General features: G+C 65.4%; 17 protein-coding genes. 13 read left to right on the top strand and 4 right to left on the bottom strand.

Features of this window, described 5'->3' with window-relative positions:
- Nucleotides 1–22 precede the first annotated feature (22 nt).
- The 9 genes from VEI45_RS20780 (at nt 23) to VEI45_RS20740 (ending at nt 10,179) form a co-directional block, all read left to right on the top strand.
- Nucleotides 23–1,594 (top strand): MCE family protein, encoded by a 1,572-nt coding sequence (locus tag VEI45_RS20780; RefSeq protein ID WP_324856416.1) that lies wholly within the window; start codon nt 23–25, stop codon nt 1,592–1,594.
- Nucleotides 1,591–3,207: a virulence factor Mce family protein gene (locus VEI45_RS20775; protein WP_324856415.1), complete on the top strand. Its 1,617-nt coding sequence runs from the start codon at nt 1,591–1,593 to the stop codon at nt 3,205–3,207. Before VEI45_RS20780 ends, VEI45_RS20775 begins: the two co-directional genes overlap by 4 nt.
- A gap of 62 nt (nt 3,208–3,269) precedes the next feature.
- Entirely contained in the window at nt 3,270–4,424 is a 1,155-nt protein-coding gene (locus VEI45_RS20770; RefSeq protein ID WP_324856418.1) for a virulence factor Mce family protein, read from the top strand.
- Nucleotides 4,418–5,977: an MCE family protein gene (locus VEI45_RS20765; protein ID WP_324856414.1), complete on the top strand. Its 1,560-nt coding sequence runs from the start codon at nt 4,418–4,420 to the stop codon at nt 5,975–5,977. The genes VEI45_RS20770 and VEI45_RS20765 overlap by 7 nt, the downstream gene beginning before the upstream one ends.
- Nucleotides 5,947–6,480, top strand: coding sequence for a hypothetical protein (locus VEI45_RS20760; protein WP_324856413.1), 534 nt, complete (start codon nt 5,947–5,949; stop codon nt 6,478–6,480). Before VEI45_RS20765 ends, VEI45_RS20760 begins: the two co-directional genes overlap by 31 nt.
- Nucleotides 6,481–6,525: 45 nt before the next feature.
- A complete protein-coding gene (locus VEI45_RS20755; RefSeq protein WP_324856412.1) occupies nt 6,526–6,972 on the top strand; it encodes an SRPBCC family protein in 447 nt (148 codons plus the stop codon).
- Nucleotides 6,965–8,740 (top strand): sulfatase-like hydrolase/transferase, encoded by a 1,776-nt coding sequence (locus VEI45_RS20750; RefSeq protein ID WP_324856411.1) that lies wholly within the window; start codon nt 6,965–6,967, stop codon nt 8,738–8,740. The genes VEI45_RS20755 and VEI45_RS20750 overlap by 8 nt, the downstream gene beginning before the upstream one ends.
- Nucleotides 8,728–9,366: a TIGR03085 family metal-binding protein gene (locus VEI45_RS20745; RefSeq protein ID WP_324856410.1), complete on the top strand. Its 639-nt coding sequence runs from the start codon at nt 8,728–8,730 to the stop codon at nt 9,364–9,366. Before VEI45_RS20750 ends, VEI45_RS20745 begins: the two co-directional genes overlap by 13 nt.
- 15 nt (nt 9,367–9,381) lie before the next feature.
- The gene (locus tag VEI45_RS20740; RefSeq protein WP_324856409.1) at nt 9,382–10,179 is read left to right on the top strand and encodes an SDR family NAD(P)-dependent oxidoreductase; all 798 of its coding nucleotides are present in this window, start codon (nt 9,382–9,384) and stop codon (nt 10,177–10,179) included.
- On the opposite strand, the gene VEI45_RS20735 is transcribed toward VEI45_RS20740, so the two are convergent.
- Complete coding sequence (locus tag VEI45_RS20735; protein WP_324856408.1) at nt 10,176–11,483, bottom strand: lipase family protein; 1,308 nt, start codon at nt 11,481–11,483, stop codon at nt 10,176–10,178. The two genes, VEI45_RS20740 and VEI45_RS20735, sit on opposite strands and share 4 nt — an antisense overlap.
- An 8-nt stretch (nt 11,484–11,491) precedes the next feature.
- Nucleotides 11,492–12,520: a TIGR03617 family F420-dependent LLM class oxidoreductase gene (locus tag VEI45_RS20730; RefSeq protein ID WP_324856407.1), complete on the bottom strand. Its 1,029-nt coding sequence runs from the start codon at nt 12,518–12,520 to the stop codon at nt 11,492–11,494.
- A gap of 48 nt (nt 12,521–12,568) precedes the next feature.
- Between VEI45_RS20730 and VEI45_RS20725 the strand changes: the two genes are divergently transcribed.
- On the top strand, nt 12,569–13,459 hold the full coding sequence (locus tag VEI45_RS20725; RefSeq protein ID WP_324856406.1) for an SCO6745 family protein: 891 nt from the start codon (nt 12,569–12,571) through the stop codon (nt 13,457–13,459).
- An 8-nt stretch (nt 13,460–13,467) separates the two neighbouring features.
- On the opposite strand, the gene VEI45_RS20720 is transcribed toward VEI45_RS20725, so the two are convergent.
- The gene (locus tag VEI45_RS20720) at nt 13,468–14,586 is read right to left on the bottom strand and encodes a TIGR03086 family metal-binding protein (protein ID WP_324856405.1); all 1,119 of its coding nucleotides are present in this window, start codon (nt 14,584–14,586) and stop codon (nt 13,468–13,470) included.
- Nucleotides 14,583–14,936 carry a VOC family protein gene (locus VEI45_RS20715; protein ID WP_324856404.1) on the bottom strand — a complete coding sequence of 118 codons (354 nt, stop codon included), beginning with the start codon at nt 14,934–14,936 and terminating at the stop codon, nt 14,583–14,585. The genes VEI45_RS20720 and VEI45_RS20715 overlap by 4 nt, the downstream gene beginning before the upstream one ends.
- A gap of 171 nt (nt 14,937–15,107) precedes the next feature.
- On the opposite strand from VEI45_RS20715, the gene VEI45_RS20710 reads away from it, so the two are divergent.
- From VEI45_RS20710 to VEI45_RS20700, 3 genes are all read left to right on the top strand, one after another.
- Complete coding sequence (locus tag VEI45_RS20710) at nt 15,108–15,401, top strand: DUF998 domain-containing protein (RefSeq protein ID WP_324856417.1); 294 nt, start codon at nt 15,108–15,110, stop codon at nt 15,399–15,401.
- Nucleotides 15,398–15,523, top strand: a complete 126-nt coding sequence (locus VEI45_RS20705) for a hypothetical protein (RefSeq protein WP_324856403.1) — start codon at nt 15,398–15,400, stop codon at nt 15,521–15,523. Before VEI45_RS20710 ends, VEI45_RS20705 begins: the two co-directional genes overlap by 4 nt.
- A 14-nt stretch (nt 15,524–15,537) precedes the next feature.
- A partial coding sequence (locus tag VEI45_RS20700) for an NYN domain-containing protein (protein ID WP_324856402.1) occupies nt 15,538–15,940 on the top strand: 403 nt, incomplete at its 3' end.

The raw sequence follows: 15,940 nt of genomic DNA, 5'->3' as shown, positions 1-15,940 counted from the left end.
CCACGGGTAGGTGCACGCCGCAATGAGAACACTGACGGAATTCAACCGCGGTCGCGTCGGGCTCATGGGCATCGCCGTGCTGGTGCTCGTCGTCCTCGTCGGCCAAAGCTTCACCAGCGTCCCGATGCTGTTTGCCAGTCCCATCTACTACGGACAGTTCGCCAACACCGGTCAACTCAACAAGAGCGACAAGGTGCGCATTACCGGCGTGGAGGTCGGCAAGGTTGAGGGGCTCAAGATCGACGGCGACCACGTTGTGATCAAGTTCTCCATCGGCAGCAACACCATCGGCACCGAAAGCCGGCTCGCGATCAAGACCGACACCATCCTGGGTAAGAAGGTGCTCGAGATCGAGCCGCGGGGAACCCAGATGTTGCGGCCCGGTGGGATGTTGCCCCTGGGCCAAAGCACCACCCCCTATCAGCTCTACGACGCGAACTTCGACATCACCAAGGCCGCCACCGGCTGGAACATCGACACCGTCAAGCAGTCGCTGAATGTGTTTTCGCAGACCGTCGATCAGACCTACTCGCACCTGAGCCCCGCCCTCGACGGTTTGACCAAATTCTCCGACACCATCGGTAAACGCGACGAACAGATCAAGCACCTGCTCGCGCAGGCCAACAAGGTAGCCAGCGTGCTCGGTGACCGCAGCGAACAAATCAACCGGCTGCTGGTCAACGCCAAGACGCTGCTGGCCGCGTTCAACGAACGTGGACGCGCCATCGACGCGCTGCTGAGCAACATTTCCGCCTTTTCGGCGCAGGTGCAGGGGTTCATCAACGACAACCCCAACCTGAATCCTGTGCTGGAGCAGCTGCACGCCATCAGCGACGTGCTGGTGGCACGCAAGGACGACCTGGCTCAAAGCCTGAAGTATGCAAGCCAATTCGTCGCATCGCTAGGAGAATCCATCGCGTCCGGACCGTACTTCAAGATAGTCCTGGCCAATCTGCTGCCGTACTGGATCTTGCAGCCGTGGGTGGATGCCGCGTTCAAGAAGCGTGGTATCGACCCGGAGGACTTCTGGCGCAGCGCCGGCCTGCCGGCCTTCCGGTTCCCCGACCCAAATGGCACCCGGTTCCCCAACGGCGCGCCGCCGCCCGCACCACCGGTGCTGGAAGGCACCCCGGATCACCCGGGTCCCGCGGTAGCGCCGGGCTCACCCTGCTCGTATGCGCCGCCGCCGGAGCTGCTGCCGCGGCCGTGGAATCCGATGCCGTGTGCAGGCATCGATCAAGGGCAGGGTCCGTTCGGACCCAATGGGCCGTACCCGGTGCTGCCCGACGTCGCATCGTCGCCGCCGAACCCGAACGGCCTGCCCCCGACGCCGGGGATCCCGGTCGCCGGGCGGCCAGGCGAGCCGGCTCCGGACGTGCCGGGCACACCGGTGCCGCTGCCGCCCAATGCGCCGCCGGGGGCACGCACCGAGCCGCTGGGACCGCCCGGTCCGGTTCCGCCACCGTCGACGTTCGCGCCCGGGCTGCCGCCCGGACCCGCGGCGCCACCGGGACCGGGTGAGCAACTGCCGGCTCCGTTCATCAACCCGGGCGGAGCGGGAGGTAGCGGCGCGCAGGGAGGTAGCCAGAATTGAGCGGCATCTTTGATATCCGCAGCCTGCGGCGGAAGCTGCCTCGGGCAAAGGTGATTATCGGATCGCTCGCGGTGGTGGTCGCCCTTCTCATCGGGTTCGTCGGCTGGCGGCTCTACCAAGCATTGACCAACAACACCGTCGTCGCTTTCTTCCCAGAGGCGAACGCGCTCTATTCCGGGGACAGAGTCCAGATCATGGGCGTTCGGGTGGGTTCGGTCGACAAGGTCGAGCCCTCCGGCGACAAGATGAAGGTGACCTTTCACTACGCCAACAAGTACAAGGTGCCCGCCAACGCATCCGCAGTGATCGTGAACCCCACCCTGGTGGCGTCGCGGAGCATTCAGTTGGAGCCGCCCTACAAAGGTGGTCCGGTGATGGCCGATAACACGGTGATCCCGATCGAGCGCACACAGGTGCCGACGGAGTGGGACGAACTGCGCGACAGCGTCGCCAACATCATCTCCAAACTCGGCCCGACGCCCGAGCAGCCCAAGGGCCCCTTCGGCGACCTCATCGAGTCGTTCGCCGACGGGCTGGCCGGCAAGGGCAAGCAGATCAACACCACGTTTGACAGCCTGTCGCGGTCGTTGACCGCGCTGAACCAGGGCCGTGGCGACTTCTTCGGGGTGGTGCACAGCCTGGCGCTTTTCGTCAACGCCCTGCACAAAGACGACCAGCAGTTCGTCGCGTTGAACACCAACCTGGCCCAGTTCACCGACAAATTAACCGGGTCTGGCCGGGACCTCGCCAATGCGATACAGCAGTTCGACGGCCTGCTCTCCACGCTGCGCCCGTTCCTGGACAAGAACCGCGAGGTGCTCGCGCGCGACGTCGACAACCTCGCCAATGTCACCACCACGCTGGTCCAACCCGAGTCGCGGAATGGTTTGGAAACCGTCCTGCACATCCTCCCGACGCTGGAGACGAACATCAACCAGATTTACCATCCGTCGCACGGCGCGGTCGTGTCCATTGCGGCGATCCCGAACTTCACGAACCCGATGCAGTTCCTCTGCAGCATGATTCAGGCCGGTAGCCGGCTTGGCTATCAAGAATCCGCCGAACTCTGCGCGCAATACCTAGCGCCCATTCTCGATGCGATCAAGTTCAACTACCTCCCGTTCGGCCTCAACCTGTTCAGCACCGCCGAGACGCTACCCAAGGAAGTCGCTTATTCCGAGCCGCGGCTGCAGCCGCCGAACGGGTACAAGGACACCACCGTCCCCGGGATCTGGGTGCCCGATACCCCGTTATCGCACCGCAACACCCAGCCCGGCTGGATCACCGCGCCCGGCATGCAGGGCGTCAAGGTGGATCCGATCACGGCGGGCCTGTTGACCCCGGAATCGCTGGCCGAACTCATGGGTGGGCCGGACATCGCGCCGCTTCAGTCAAACCTGCAGACCCCGCCGGGGCCGCCGAATGCGTACAACGAGGAGCCCGGTCCACTGCCCTACATCGGCCAGCCGGACCACCCGGGGCCGATACCGCCGCCACCGCCAGGACCTGAGGTGATCCCGGGTCCGGTCGCGCCGACCCCAGCGCCGGTCTCGGGGCCGGCGCCGGGACCCGCTGGACCGCCGCTGCCCGCTGAAGCTGGAGCGGGCTCGTGAGGCGCGGCGTGAGCGCTGCGGGCGCTAGCGGCAAGCCGAACCGACATCTCCTGACCGGGGTGATGCGCGTGGTCCGATACCGGGCCCGGCAGGGACTGGCTCTACTGGCGGCTGCCGTGGCGCTGACGTCGTGCGCGAGCTGGCACGGAATCGCGAACGTGCCGATGCCCGGTGGCCCGGGCAGCGGGCCCGGCTCCTACACCATCTACGTGCAGATGCCCGACACGCTGGCGCTGAACGACAACAGCCGGGTGCGGGTGGCCGATGTCTTTGTCGGCACGGTGCGCGCGATCGAACTGAAGAACTGGGTTGGCACGCTGACGCTACGTCTGGACAGGAGCGTCAAGTTACCCAAAAACGCCACCGCCAAGATCGGGCTGACCAGTCTCCTGGGTTCTCAGCATGTGGAGCTGGCCGCGCCACCCAACCCATCCCCGGAGCTGCTGAAGGACGGCGACACCATCCCGCTCAAGAACTCGTCCGCTTATCCCACCACCGAGCAGACGCTGGCCAGTCTCGCCATCATCTTGCGCGGAGGCGGCATCCCGAACCTCGAAGTGCTGCAGAACGAGGTCTACAACATCGTGCACGGGCGCGCCGACCAGATCCGTGCCTTCCTCGGCAAGCTGGACACCTTCACCGCCCGACTCGACGAGCAACGCGATGACATCACCCGAGCCATCGATTCCACCAACCGGCTGTTGGCGTACGTGGGTCCCCGCTCGGACGTTCTGGATCGGGTTCTCACCGAATTCCCACCGCTGATCAAGCATTTCGCCGACAAACAGAACCTTTTCATCAACGCGGTCGACGCGACAGGACAACTCAGCCAGGTTGCCAACCAATATTTGTCCGCCTCGCGGAGCAACCTCCATCAGGACCTGCTGTCGCTGCAGTGCCCGTTGCGGGAACTCGGTCGTGCCTCACCGTATCTAATCCAAGCACTCAAGCTGATCCTGGTCCGGCCGTTCGATCTCGACGCCGTGCCGAAGTCGTTCCGCGGCGACTACTTCAACCTGTCGCTGACGCTCGACCTGACCCTAAGCGCCGTCGACAACGCGATCCTCACCGGGACCGGGTTCTCCGGAGCGCTGCGCGCGCTCGAGCAATCGTGGGGCCGCGACCCCGAAACGATGATCCCCGACGTCCGGTACACGCCGAACCCGAACGACGTCCCGGGCGGGCCACTGGTCGAAAGGGCGGATAGGCAATGCTGACCCGCTTCATCTGGCGCCAGCTGATCCTGTTCACCATTCTGAGCGTGATCACCGCGATCGCGCTGGGCTGGTACTACCTGCGGATTCCAAGCCAGGCGGGGATCGGCCAGTACACGCTGAAGGCGGACCTGCCCGCGTCGGGCGGTCTGTACAAAACGGCCAACGTGACGTATCGCGGTGAAACCATCGGCAAGGTCACCGCCGTCGAGCCGACCGAGACCGGCGCGCAAGCGACCATGAGTATCGCCGGCCGCTACAAGATCCCCATCGACGCGTCGGCGAACGTGCATTCGGTGTCGGCAGTCGGTGAGCAGTATCTGGACCTGGTGTCGGTAGGCAACCCGGGCAAGTACTTCTCGCCGGGACAGACCATCACCAAGGGCACTGTGCCTGCTCAGATCGGGCCGGCGCTGGACGCCGCCAACCGCGGGCTGGCCGTGCTGCCCAAAGAAAAGATCAGTCAGCTGCTCGACGAGACAGCCCAAGCGGTCGGCGGGTTGGGACCCGCGCTGCAACGGCTAGTCGACGCGACCCAGGCGATTGCCAGCGACTTCAAGACCAACATCGGCGATGTTGACGACATCATCCAAAACTCCGGGCCGATCCTGGACAGCCAGGTCAACTCGGGTAATGCGATCGAGCACTGGTCGCACAACCTGAACATCCTGGCCGCGCAGACCGCCGAGAACGACCAGCACGTGCAAAGCATCCTCACCCAAGGGGCGCCGACCGCCGACCAGGTCAACTCGGTGTTCAGCGACGTCCGCGAGACGCTGCCGCAGACACTGGCGAATCTCGAGATCGTGCTGGAGATGCTCAAGCGCTACCACAAGGGCGTCGAGCAACTGCTGGTGGCCTATCCGCAGGGCAGCGCGGAAGGCCAGGCGGTAACGGCGCCGTTCCCAGGCTACGCTGCGCTCGACACCGCGCTGACGATCAACCAGCCCCCGCCGTGTCTGACCGGCTTTCTCCCGGCATCTCAGTGGCGGTCTCCGGCGGACACCAGCCTGCAGCCAATGCCGCCCGGAATATATTGCAAGATCCCGCAGGACGCTGCGGCCAACGACGTGCGCGGGGCACGCAACCTTCCGTGTGTCGATGTTCCCGGTAAACGCGCCGCGACGCCACAGGAATGCCGCAGCAACAAACCATATGAGCCGCTGGGCACTAACCCGTGGTACGGCGACCCCAACCAGATCCGCAACTGCCCGGCACCGGGCGCGCGATGCGATCAGCCGGTAGATCCCGGCCACGTGATACCCGCGCCGTCGATCAACACCGGCCTCAACCCACTGCCCGCCGATAGGCTGCCGCCAGGCGGGCAAACGCCGCCGCCCATCAGCGATCCGCTGCAGCGGCCGGGTTCGGGCACTGTGGAATGCAATGGGCAACAACCCAATCCCTGCGTCTACGTTCCCAGCGGGCCTCCCACGGCTGTCTACAGTCCGCAGAGCGGTGAACTGGCGGGACCCAACGGTGCGAAGTACGCGGTCGACAATTCGAGTAAAACAGGAGACGACGGATGGAAGGACATGCTGGCGCCGGCCGGCTGAGCGAAATGCCGGAAGTGATTGGCCTGGGCCAACTCCGGAGTAACGCGTGTACGTATCTTGGGCGGGTTGCCGCCGGGGAGACGATCGATGTCGTCCGTCGCGGCAAGCTGGTGGCCCGAATCGTGCCGGTCCGCGACTGGAGGGTGGCTCCGATCCCGGCGCGATCCGTCAAAGTCGCGGCACCGGACCCGGGTGGGTGGGTCGGGCTAGACGAACTGCGAACGCGCGCCGGGCGGTGTTTCGATAGGGTTGCCGCCGGGGAGACGATTTATGTCGTCCGTGGCGGCAAGTTACTGGCGCGAATCGTGTCGGCCAGTCATTCGAGGATCTCCCCGATCCCGGCGGACGCGGGTGGGCCCATCGAGCTTGACGAACTGCGACAGCGTGCGGGGCGTTATTTCGACAAGGTTGCAGCAGGGCAGACGATTGACGTCATCCGTGGCGGCAAGCTGGTTGCTCGCATCGTGTCAGCCGCTAGGAACGACACCCGCAGGCCCGCCTAATCGCATTGCCGCACAATGGCAGTTCTCGCCACGTAGCCTCAGGCGATGGCCGATATCTACCGCAGCCGCACCGTCGCGGCCGAGCCGAAGGAAGTCTGGGACGTTCTCGCGGACTTCGGCTCGATCAGTTCCTGGGCGGACAACATCGATCACTCGTGCATCCTCAATCACAGTAGCGAGCAGGTCGGCACCACCCGGCGAGTCCAGATCGGCCGCAACGCCCTGGTCGAGCGGATCACCGAGTTCGACCCGACGTGGGCACTTGCCTATGACGTCGAAGGCCTGCCCAAGCGCGTGCGCCGGTTCAACAACCGCTGGACATTGCGGGCTGCCCAAAACGGCACCACCGTGGTGACACTGACCAGCACCGTCGAAATCGGTTCTGGTCGAATGCAAACCCTCGCCGAACGTGCGGCGTGTCGCGTTCAGGTCCGACGGTCCGAGGTGATGCTCGCCGGGCTGGCGAAGCGATGGGAGAAGGCTGGTGCCTGATCGCCCCGACATCATCATCTTGATGACCGACGAGGAACGTGCGGTTCCGCCGTACGAGTCACCCAAGATACTTCGCTGGCGCGATCGAACGCTGCACGGCCGGAAGTGGTTCGACGAGCGCGGCGTCAGCTTTGCGCGGCACTACACCGGCTCACTGGCCTGCGTGCCCAGCCGCCCAACCATTTTCACCGGGCACTACCCCGACCTGCACGGCGTCACCCAGACCGACGGTCTCGGCAAGACGGCGTACGACTCACGTATGCGCTGGCTGCGCCAAGGTGAGGTGCCCACGCTGGGCAATTGGTTCCGGGCGGCGGGTTACGACACCCACTACGACGGTAAATGGCACATGTCGCATGCCGATCTGCGCGACGCCGACGGGCGAGTGCTGGCGACCAATGACGATGACGGTGTCGTCGACCCTGTCGCGGTGCTGCGTTATCTCGACGCTGATCCGCTTGCACCGTTTGGCTTCTCGGGGTGGGTCGGTCCCGAGCCGCACGGGGCGGGGTTGGCCGATGCCGGGGTTCGTCGCGATCCGCTGATCGCCGATCGCGTTGTCGCGTGGCTCATCGACCGCTACGTGCGCCGCCGTGCCGGCGAAGCGGACGCCCAGCGTCCATTCCTGTTGGTGGCCAGCTTCGTCAACCCGCACGACATCGTGCTGTTCCCGGCGTGGATGCGCCGCAACCCGATGCAGCCGTCGCCGCTGGACCCGCCGCACGTGCCCGCGGCGCCCACCGCCGACGAGGATCTGGCAACCAAGCCGGCTGCGCAGATCGCGTTCCGGGAGGCGTACTACACCGGCTACGGCCCGGCGCCGGCGATCAGTCGGACCTACGGCCGCAACGCGCAGCGCTACCGCGACCTCTACTACCGGCTGCACGCCGAGGTGGACGGGCCGATCGACCGGGTCCGTCGGGCGGTGACCGAAGGCGGATCGGACAACGCGGTGCTGGTGCGCACCTCTGATCACGGCGATCTGCTCGGGGCGCACGGTGGGCTGCACCAGAAGTGGTTCAACCTCTACGACGAAGCCACCCGGGTGCCGTTCGTGATCGCCCGCATCGGCGACCGCGCGACGTCGCCGCGAGTGATTACCGCGCCGACGTCACATGTCGACCTGGTGCCGACCCTGCTGGCGGCGGCCGGCGTCGACGTCGAGGCCGCGGCCGCCAGGCTGGCCGAGTCGTTCTCCGAGGTGCACCCGCTGCCGGGCCGGGACCTGATGCCGGTGGTGGACGGGGCGCCGGCCGACGACGCCCGCGCCGTTTACCTGATGACCCGCGACAATATCCTCGAGGGTGATACCGGCGCATCGGGTCTGGCCCGGCGATTGAAGCGAGCAACGAATCCCCCTGCACCGCTGCGTATCCGAGTGCCCGCACATGTGGGGTCGAACTTCGAGGGTTTGGTGGTCCGCGTCGACGGCGTTGCCGGCGGCGACGGCCACCTGTGGAAGCTGGTGCGCACATTCGACGATCCGGCGACCTGGACCGAACCGGGAGTCCGACAGCTGGCGGCCAACGGGCTTGGCGGAGAGGCGTATCGGATGAGCCCGCTGGACGACCAGTGGGAGCTGTATGACCTCACCTCCGATCCGACGGAGTCCAGCAACCGGTGGACCGATCCGACCCTGCACGAGTTGCGCCAGCATCTGCGGACACAGCTGAAGCAGGCTCGGGCCAGCTCCGTCCCGGAGCGAAATCGGCAGTGGCCCTACGTGTCTCGCCGCCCGCCGACAGCCAAGCGTCGATGGTTCCGCTAGATACGCAGGAACGCCTCGAGCTCTGTGATCTCTTCGATGAGCTCGGCCCTTCCGCCCCTACCCTGCTCGAGGGCTGGACTACGCACGATCTTGCTGCCCACATCGCGTTGCGAGAGCGCGATCTTGTTGCCGGGCCCTGCATCGTCCTGCCGGGTCCATTCCAACGGTTCGCCGAGCAGCGCAGGGTCACACTGGCTAGGCGCAAGGACTTCACCTGGCTGGTCGCCCGGATCCGGTCCGGCCCACCTGTCGGGCTCTTCCGCTTAGAGTGGGTCCGCTCTCTTGCCAACCTCAACGAGTTCTTTGTTCATCACGAGGACGTCCGCAGAGCCAACAAACGAGGACCCCGAAGCCTGACACCCGCAATGGATGCCGCCTTGTGGCGCAACGTTCGGCGCAGCAGCCACTTTCTGAGTCGGCGGCTTGATGGTTGCGGGCTCGAAGTTGAGTGGGCCGGAACCAACGAGCGGGTCATGGCTCGAACAGGCGAACCGACGGCTCGACTATGCGGTCCGCCGGGCGAACTCCTGCTCTACATCTTTGGCCGCCAAGCTGCGGCACACGTCCAAGTGAGCGGACCGCCGGATGCCGTTGCGGCGGTGCAACGCACGCATTTCGGCATGTGAGTAGGCTCGTCTTACATGACACTTCCGCCACCCTCGCCAGGCTCGATCGCGCTGGTCACCGGCGCATCCTCGGGCATCGGCGAGCAATTCGCCCGTCAACTCGTAGCCCGCGGCTACCGCGTCGTCGTCACCGCCCGCCGGGAGGACCGGCTGCAAAGCCTCTGCGCCGAACTGGGCGGCGACAAGCACGCCGTCGCGATCGGTACCGATCTCGCCGTCCCGGCGGATCGCGACCGGCTGGCCGCGCGTATCGATGAGCTGGGCGCACAGGTCGATATCCTGGTCAACAACGCGGGCCTGGGCATCTACACGAAGTTCGGCGTCGAAGGCCGGGACAAGGAACTGCAGATGCTGCGCGTCGACGTTGAGGCGGTGGCGGACCTGATGCTGCGCTACCTGCCCGGCATGGTCGAACGCGGCCGCGGCGCGATCATCAACCTGTCGTCGGTGTCGGGATTTCAGCCGGCGCCGTACAACGCGAACTACGCAGCGGCCAAAGCGTATGTGCTGTGGCTATCCGAGGCGGTCAACGGCGAGGTCGCTGGCACCGGTGTGACAGTCACTGCGGTCTGCCCTGGTCCGGTGCCGACAGAATTCCAGGCCACCAACGACGCCGATTACCTGGTCAGCCGGATGCCCGGATTCACCCATGTTTCCGCCGAGCGGGTGGTCGCCGACGCGCTGAAGGCGGCCGACCATGGTCGCGGGTCTGTGGTCCCGGGCGGACCCCAGGTGAGGTTGGCGCTGGGATCCTCTCGGTTCGTGCCGGCTCCAGTGGTGTTGCCGGTGCTCAAGCGAATGTTGAAGCGCTAATGAGACTTTGGGGTCGGGATCGGCGTGAGTGGGTTGCCTTCGGGGATCGATGAACAGTTTTCTGGCGCTGGTACGCCGTCGAAGCGCTGCTTGATCCAGGCGATCGAGTTCGCCAACCAGATCGGGACGCTCCAGATGTGGCTCAGCGCGTTGTACTCCTCGTAATGGACCTTGGTGCCCTTTGCGCAGTAGTCACGGGCGAGCGTGCGCACATCGCCAGCGATCATCACACCATCACCGGCGTCGATGCCCTTCTTGTCGCCCGGTGTGCCCTCGAGTTCACCGTTGGCGCCCTGGCCGATGAACAGCGGGATCGTTGGCGTACCGCCGGTGCCCATGATCAGCTGGTTGGCGCAGCGGACGTAGAGCGGCAGTTTGTCTGGAGTCGGGTACTTGTGACTGACCAAGTCCGCCCACTTCAAACCGGGGTATTGGCCGAGAACGTTGACGATCGACGCGGTCTGCATCTCGTGAAATATCCTCGTGCCGTTCGAGGTCAGATACTTTGCCAGCTCGGTCTCGATCTCGAATGCGCGCGCGATCCCGACAAGGGCCATCGCCATCACGCCCGCCCAAAATCCGGTGCCTTCGACGTAGTTCAGGTTGTGCGCCGGGTCGACGAGCACGCCGCCGATCGCCGCGCCGATCATGCGCTCGTTGACGTCGGGCGCGTACGCCGGGGCCAGCTCGGCGGCCCACTCGGTGGCAATCGCGCCGCCGGAGTACCCGAGCATCGCGACCCTCGCATCGCTGGGGATGGTCGACGAGCTAAACGCGGCGCGGATCGAGTCGAGGGTGTTCATCCCGTACTCCGGGCCCGCAGCGAAGTCCGCCCTCTGGCCTTCGGTGTCGGGAACGATCACCGTGTACCCCTCGGCGATGAATGGGCCGAAGACCGCCGCCTCGACATTGGGGATGACTCCGCCGAGCCTGAGTCCTCCCGAGATCGCATACGAAGGCTCGTCGTTGCGGTCGAGCGAGTCATAGGCGGACTGGTAGGAGATCACTTTCGTCTTATCGAGCTGGATCGGCGGTGCAATGACCGAGGTGACGTTGACGGTCGCCTTGCCGGTCTGGCTGGTTGACCGGTAGAGCAGCTGGGTTGTCTCGAGCAACGTCGGGAAGCCGAAAGTGTGGTAACGAAAGCTGCGGGTCTGCAGCACAGTTCCCGGCGCGATGCTATCGAGCGACTGGGGGACGGTGTACGAGTAGAACGGATCATCCTTCGGCTGGAGCGTGGCTACCGTGATGCCGTGCGCGTCGCTGCGATCGGGATACCAACCGGGTTGCACGGGTGCGGTCATAGCTTCCCCTAACTAGTGGTAATCGTTTTGCACCGCTGGACAAGTTCGGCGAGCGCAGCGTCGTTCTGGTCGTCTGACGGGACCGGCAGGCTGAGCCCGCTGCACACTCCCGAGTACCAATGCGCGAGGATGTCCGGGATTTCCCCATACGTGCCTTGCGGGACAACACGATTCATCACCTCGTCGGTGAGGTGGTTGGCCAGGTCGCTCCATTCGCGGCGTCGTGCCATCTCGCTCAGCGCCTCACCGACCTCCGCCAAGCCGAAGTCCTCCAGCTGCCGACGATAGGCGGGTGTGCTGTAGAGGAAAGCCAATTCGGCACGACGCGGCTCGCGCTGTTCTTCGAGAGCATCACGGCTCGCGGCCATCATCGGTTGCGGGTTGGCGACGACGGCCGGGGTGCGGTGACGTCCTGCCATTTCGACGCCCTCCGCAATCGCGGGAAGGGTGCGCGCGGTGAGGATATCCGGGTGGGAGTTGGTGGGATGACAGACGAAGCCGTCGGACAACTCGCCGGCCAGGACACACATTTTTCTGTTGACCCCGCCGGTCCAGATCTGCGGGATCGGATGGTCGATCGGGCCGGGGTTGAAGTATGGCTGTAACCGATTGAACCGATAGTGCTTGCCTGCGTAGTTGAGTGCCTCACCGGTTTGGAACGCGTGGAAGATCGCGCGCAGCGATTCGATGTAGTCGCCGAGGCGCGACACCGGCTCCGACCACGCAGAGGAGAACCGGCCGACGATGTTGCCCCGCACCTGGGATGCGATCCCCAACTGGAAGCGGCCGTCGGAATACTTCGCGAGATCCCAGGCCGCATACGCCATGATCATCGGGCTGCGCGGAAACGCCAACGCCATGCTGGTGCGAACGGTCAGGTGCTTGGTGTGGGTCAGCGCCATGGCCGCGATGGTGAACGGATCGTGGATGGTCTCGGCGATGTGGACGACGTCAAACCCGATGCGCTCCATGCGTGTTGCCCAGTCGGCGATCTCGCGCAGACCCATCTGGGCCGGAGCAGAGGCGATGATCTCCATGGGTCTTGGCCTCCTGTGCTGAATCGCCTCCAGACTAGGCTGGCGACCGTGGGTAGAGAACCAAAGCTGGCCCGACGCTTCTTCGATCGATTCGAGCCGGTGCACGGCGTGACATACTTCGCGCCGGAGGCGCGGGCGGCGTTGGACGGGCTGGGTTACCGCGGCTATTGGATGGGCTATTTCGCCGCCCGGTCGGCGCCTTTGGGCATGGTGCCGCCCGAGGTGGTGACCGCCATCTTCTACAACTTCGCCCCCGAGCGAGTCGCCAAGGCGCTGCCGGCGGCGTGGCAGATCGCTGGTCCGGAGGCCGCGTTGCGGGCCCGGCAGGAGTCAGCGGTCGCGGCGCTGCACCGCTACGGCATCACTGCGGACGAAAATATCAGTGTCGCAGCTGAATTGGCAGGTAAGGCGGCGCGCCAGGCGCCGCTCGACGGGCGGCCGCTGTTCGCCGCGAACCGGGCGCTGCCGTGGCCGGACGATCCGCTGGCCGCGTTATGGCATGCCGCGACGCTATTGCGCGAGCAGCGCGGCGACGCGCACGTGGCGGTACTTGCCGCCGCTGGGATCTCGGGCCGGGAATGCAACGTGTTGCATGCCGCGGCGGCCGGGGTGCCGCGCGACTACATCGCCCGCACCCGCGACTACGACGACGAGGCGTGGCGTCATCACGAACAACGACTGGCCGAGCGTGGGCTGCTCAACGACGACGGGCCGATTACCGCCGCCGGCCAGGAGCTCAAGGACACCATCGAGTCGACCACTGACGCGCTTTCGCTGTCGGCGCTCGATGCGCTCAGTGATGACGAGGTGGAAGCGCTGTTTCAAGCGCTCACTCCGATCACCCGCGCAGTCGTCGCCGGCGGCGATGTCCCGCCGATGACCCCGATGAACCTCCGCCGCGACGAATTAAATGACGGCAGCGCGCATTTGGATTCTTAGCCGCGGAGTCAAACCGAACGCCCGAGATAGGCCATGAACCGGGCGGTCGGCGTCGCGTCCTCGGGCACGGGTTGGGCCGGCCCGAAACCGCCTGGGCGCCGCAGCATGTCCTCCGGCAGCGGCTCCACCAACTCGCGGCAGAACGCCAGCAGATTCTCGGGCAACTCAACCGGCCGGCCCTGCGAGCGGTAGATGTCCCAGCTGTGCAGCGCCAGGTCGGAAACCGGGAATTTCAGCGCGCGGCTCAGCGGGACCTCGCCCTGCGGCGACGGCCGCAGCGCGGCCAGGTCCGCGCCGGGCAGGGCGTCCTGCAACCGGGCGGCCAGCTCGCGAAGCTTCGCGGCCGGGTCCTCGCATTTCCAGTCATCCGGCTGGGAGGGCTTTCGCCAAACCTCCCCACCCTCAACTAGCGTGACGATCTTCGCTGCGCTGCCGGTGACGTGACCCACCAGGTCCTGGATAGTCCAGCCCTCGAGATTCGATGGCAAATCCCAACTCTCCGAGGGAATTTCCTCTACCGCCTTGATGAGCAAACCCATCGCCTCGCTGGCTAACGTGCCGACGCCCGACCCGGGCGCATCGTGCTCGCCAACCGGGCGCCCGAAATAGGCCATCAGCCGGGCAGTCGGCGTCGCGTCCTTGGGTACCGGTTGGGCCGGTCCGAACCCACCGGGTCGGCGCAGCGTCTCTTCCGGCACCGACTCCGCCAGCTGCTCGCAGAACGCGACCAGGTCCTCGGGCAGCTCGACCAGCCGGTCCTGGGACCGATAAACGTCCCAGGCGTGGATGGCCAGGCCGCACACCGGAAACGCCAGCGGCTGGCGCAGCGCATCGGGGTCGGCGTCGCCCAGGGCGTCGTGCAATCGAACGGCCAGCTCGCGAAGCTGTCCGGCCGGATCTTCGCTTCTCCAGTCGTCGGGATCAGCGGGCCCTTCCTCAATCTGCCCGCCCTCGACCAGCGTCACGATCTTCGCTGCACTTCCCGTGCTATGAGCCACCAGGTCGCGGATACTCCAACCCTCGAGATTCGATGGCAAATCCCAACTCTTCGGGGGAATTTGCTCTACCGCCTCGATGAAAAAGTCCACAGCTTCGGTGGCCCTCTCACCGATGCCCGCGTTGTTCATCGCGCAAGCGGCTTGTAGAACACCACGCCGTTGCCCTTGTTGTCGTAGACGACGGCGCGGCGTTCGTGGGCGTCGTCGTACGGCCCTTTCACGATGCCGCCGCCACTGGCCTCGACGGCCTTGGCCGCGGCGTCGACATCGGCGGTCTTGATCCCGACGACGACCTGCCCGGGTATGGGATGGTCCACCGCGGTCGCCAACGCAAGAGTGATCGGCCCGCCGTCAAGGGCGGCGAAGTGGGCGCCGTCGCGGAACTTCAACGACATGCCCAGCGTCTCGCTGTAAAACCGGATCGACTCATCCAGGTCGTCGGTCGACAAGATGATCATCTTGACTTCGTGGTCGCTCATTGCTGCCTCCGAACGGCTTACCGGCCTGTCGAGTTGCCCGCAGTCCCGAATAATCAAAGGACTATACATTTTGGACAGATTCAAGCGACGGGCAAACGGGCCGGCAATGACGCACTGAAGCCAAAGCATGAATCGACGACGTTGGTACGCGGTCAGTGAGCCGCCGCGTGGATTTCCGCCGGAGTCGCATACCTGATCCTCGAAGCCATTGCGGCCGCGGACTTTCGGCATCATTACCGCTACGCCCACAACTTCATCAGTGATCTCGGTGTCCCCTCCGACTCCCCATCGGCCTGCCTGATGAACACGGCGTTCTGCGTGCAGGGAACTCTGTTCCTCGTTGGCGCCATCCCGGCCGGATCTTCCGTCCTGCAGAAGGTCGGCTGGCCGCTGTGGTACCGCAGCGCATCGGTCGGGCTCGCGGCGCTTGGCCAGCACAGCTTCGTGAGTTCGTTGTCTAGTTGAACACCGCAGCAGTTCACGTTCTGCCGCCCGCAGTGTGGGAGCGCTGCAGCGTCTATTCGATCATCGCGTGGCAGGTGTTCGCCGCCGCCCGACTGATTCTCGGATACACCGGCGATCGATAGTCAACACTGGGCTGATGACAGATCCCGGCGAGGGCCGCGTTGCGGTTTACCTTGACTTCGACAACATCGTGATCTCCCGCTACGACGAGGTCAACGGGCGCAGCTCGTTCCAGAAGGACAAGGCCAAGGGCCTGGACAAGTATCCGGATCGGTTGGCGCGGGCCACCGTCGACGTCGGCGCCATCATCGACTTCGCGTCGTCGTTCGGCACGTTGGTGCTCACCCGCGCCTACGCGGACTGGTCGGCCGAGGTCAACACCGGCTACCGCGAGCAGTTGGTGGGCCGCGCCGTCGATCTGGTGCAGCTGTTCCCGGCGGCGGCCTACGGCAAGAACGGCGCCGATATCCGGCTGGCCGTCGACACGGTCGAGGACATGTTCCGGCTGCCCGACCTGACCCATGTGGTCATCGTTGCCG

It is taken from the genome of Mycobacterium sp. (assembly GCF_035623875.1).
Lineage (GTDB): Bacteria > Actinomycetota > Actinomycetes > Mycobacteriales > Mycobacteriaceae > Mycobacterium.
This window is presented reverse-complemented; position numbering and strand designations above follow the sequence as displayed.

Excerpts from the sequence above, each read along its gene's own strand:
- VEI45_RS20780 (WP_324856416.1), top strand. The coding sequence starts at position 23 with ATGAGAACACTGACGGAATTCAACCGCGGTCGCGTCGGGCTCATGGGC.
- VEI45_RS20770 (WP_324856418.1), top strand. The coding sequence starts at position 3,270 with ATGCGCGTGGTCCGATACCGGGCCCGGCAGGGACTGGCTCTACTGGCG.
- VEI45_RS20765 (WP_324856414.1), top strand. The coding sequence starts at position 4,418 with ATGCTGACCCGCTTCATCTGGCGCCAGCTGATCCTGTTCACCATTCTG.
- VEI45_RS20760 (WP_324856413.1), top strand. The coding sequence starts at position 5,947 with ATGGAAGGACATGCTGGCGCCGGCCGGCTGAGCGAAATGCCGGAAGTG.
- VEI45_RS20755 (WP_324856412.1), top strand. The coding sequence starts at position 6,526 with ATGGCCGATATCTACCGCAGCCGCACCGTCGCGGCCGAGCCGAAGGAA.
- VEI45_RS20745 (WP_324856410.1), top strand. The coding sequence starts at position 8,728 with ATGGTTCCGCTAGATACGCAGGAACGCCTCGAGCTCTGTGATCTCTTC.
- VEI45_RS20740 (WP_324856409.1), top strand. The coding sequence starts at position 9,382 with ATGACACTTCCGCCACCCTCGCCAGGCTCGATCGCGCTGGTCACCGGC.
- VEI45_RS20735 (WP_324856408.1), bottom strand. The coding sequence starts at position 11,483 with ATGACCGCACCCGTGCAACCCGGTTGGTATCCCGATCGCAGCGACGCG.
- VEI45_RS20730 (WP_324856407.1), bottom strand. The coding sequence starts at position 12,520 with ATGGAGATCATCGCCTCTGCTCCGGCCCAGATGGGTCTGCGCGAGATC.
- VEI45_RS20720 (WP_324856405.1), bottom strand. The coding sequence starts at position 14,586 with ATGAACAACGCGGGCATCGGTGAGAGGGCCACCGAAGCTGTGGACTTT.
- VEI45_RS20715 (WP_324856404.1), bottom strand. The coding sequence starts at position 14,936 with ATGAGCGACCACGAAGTCAAGATGATCATCTTGTCGACCGACGACCTG.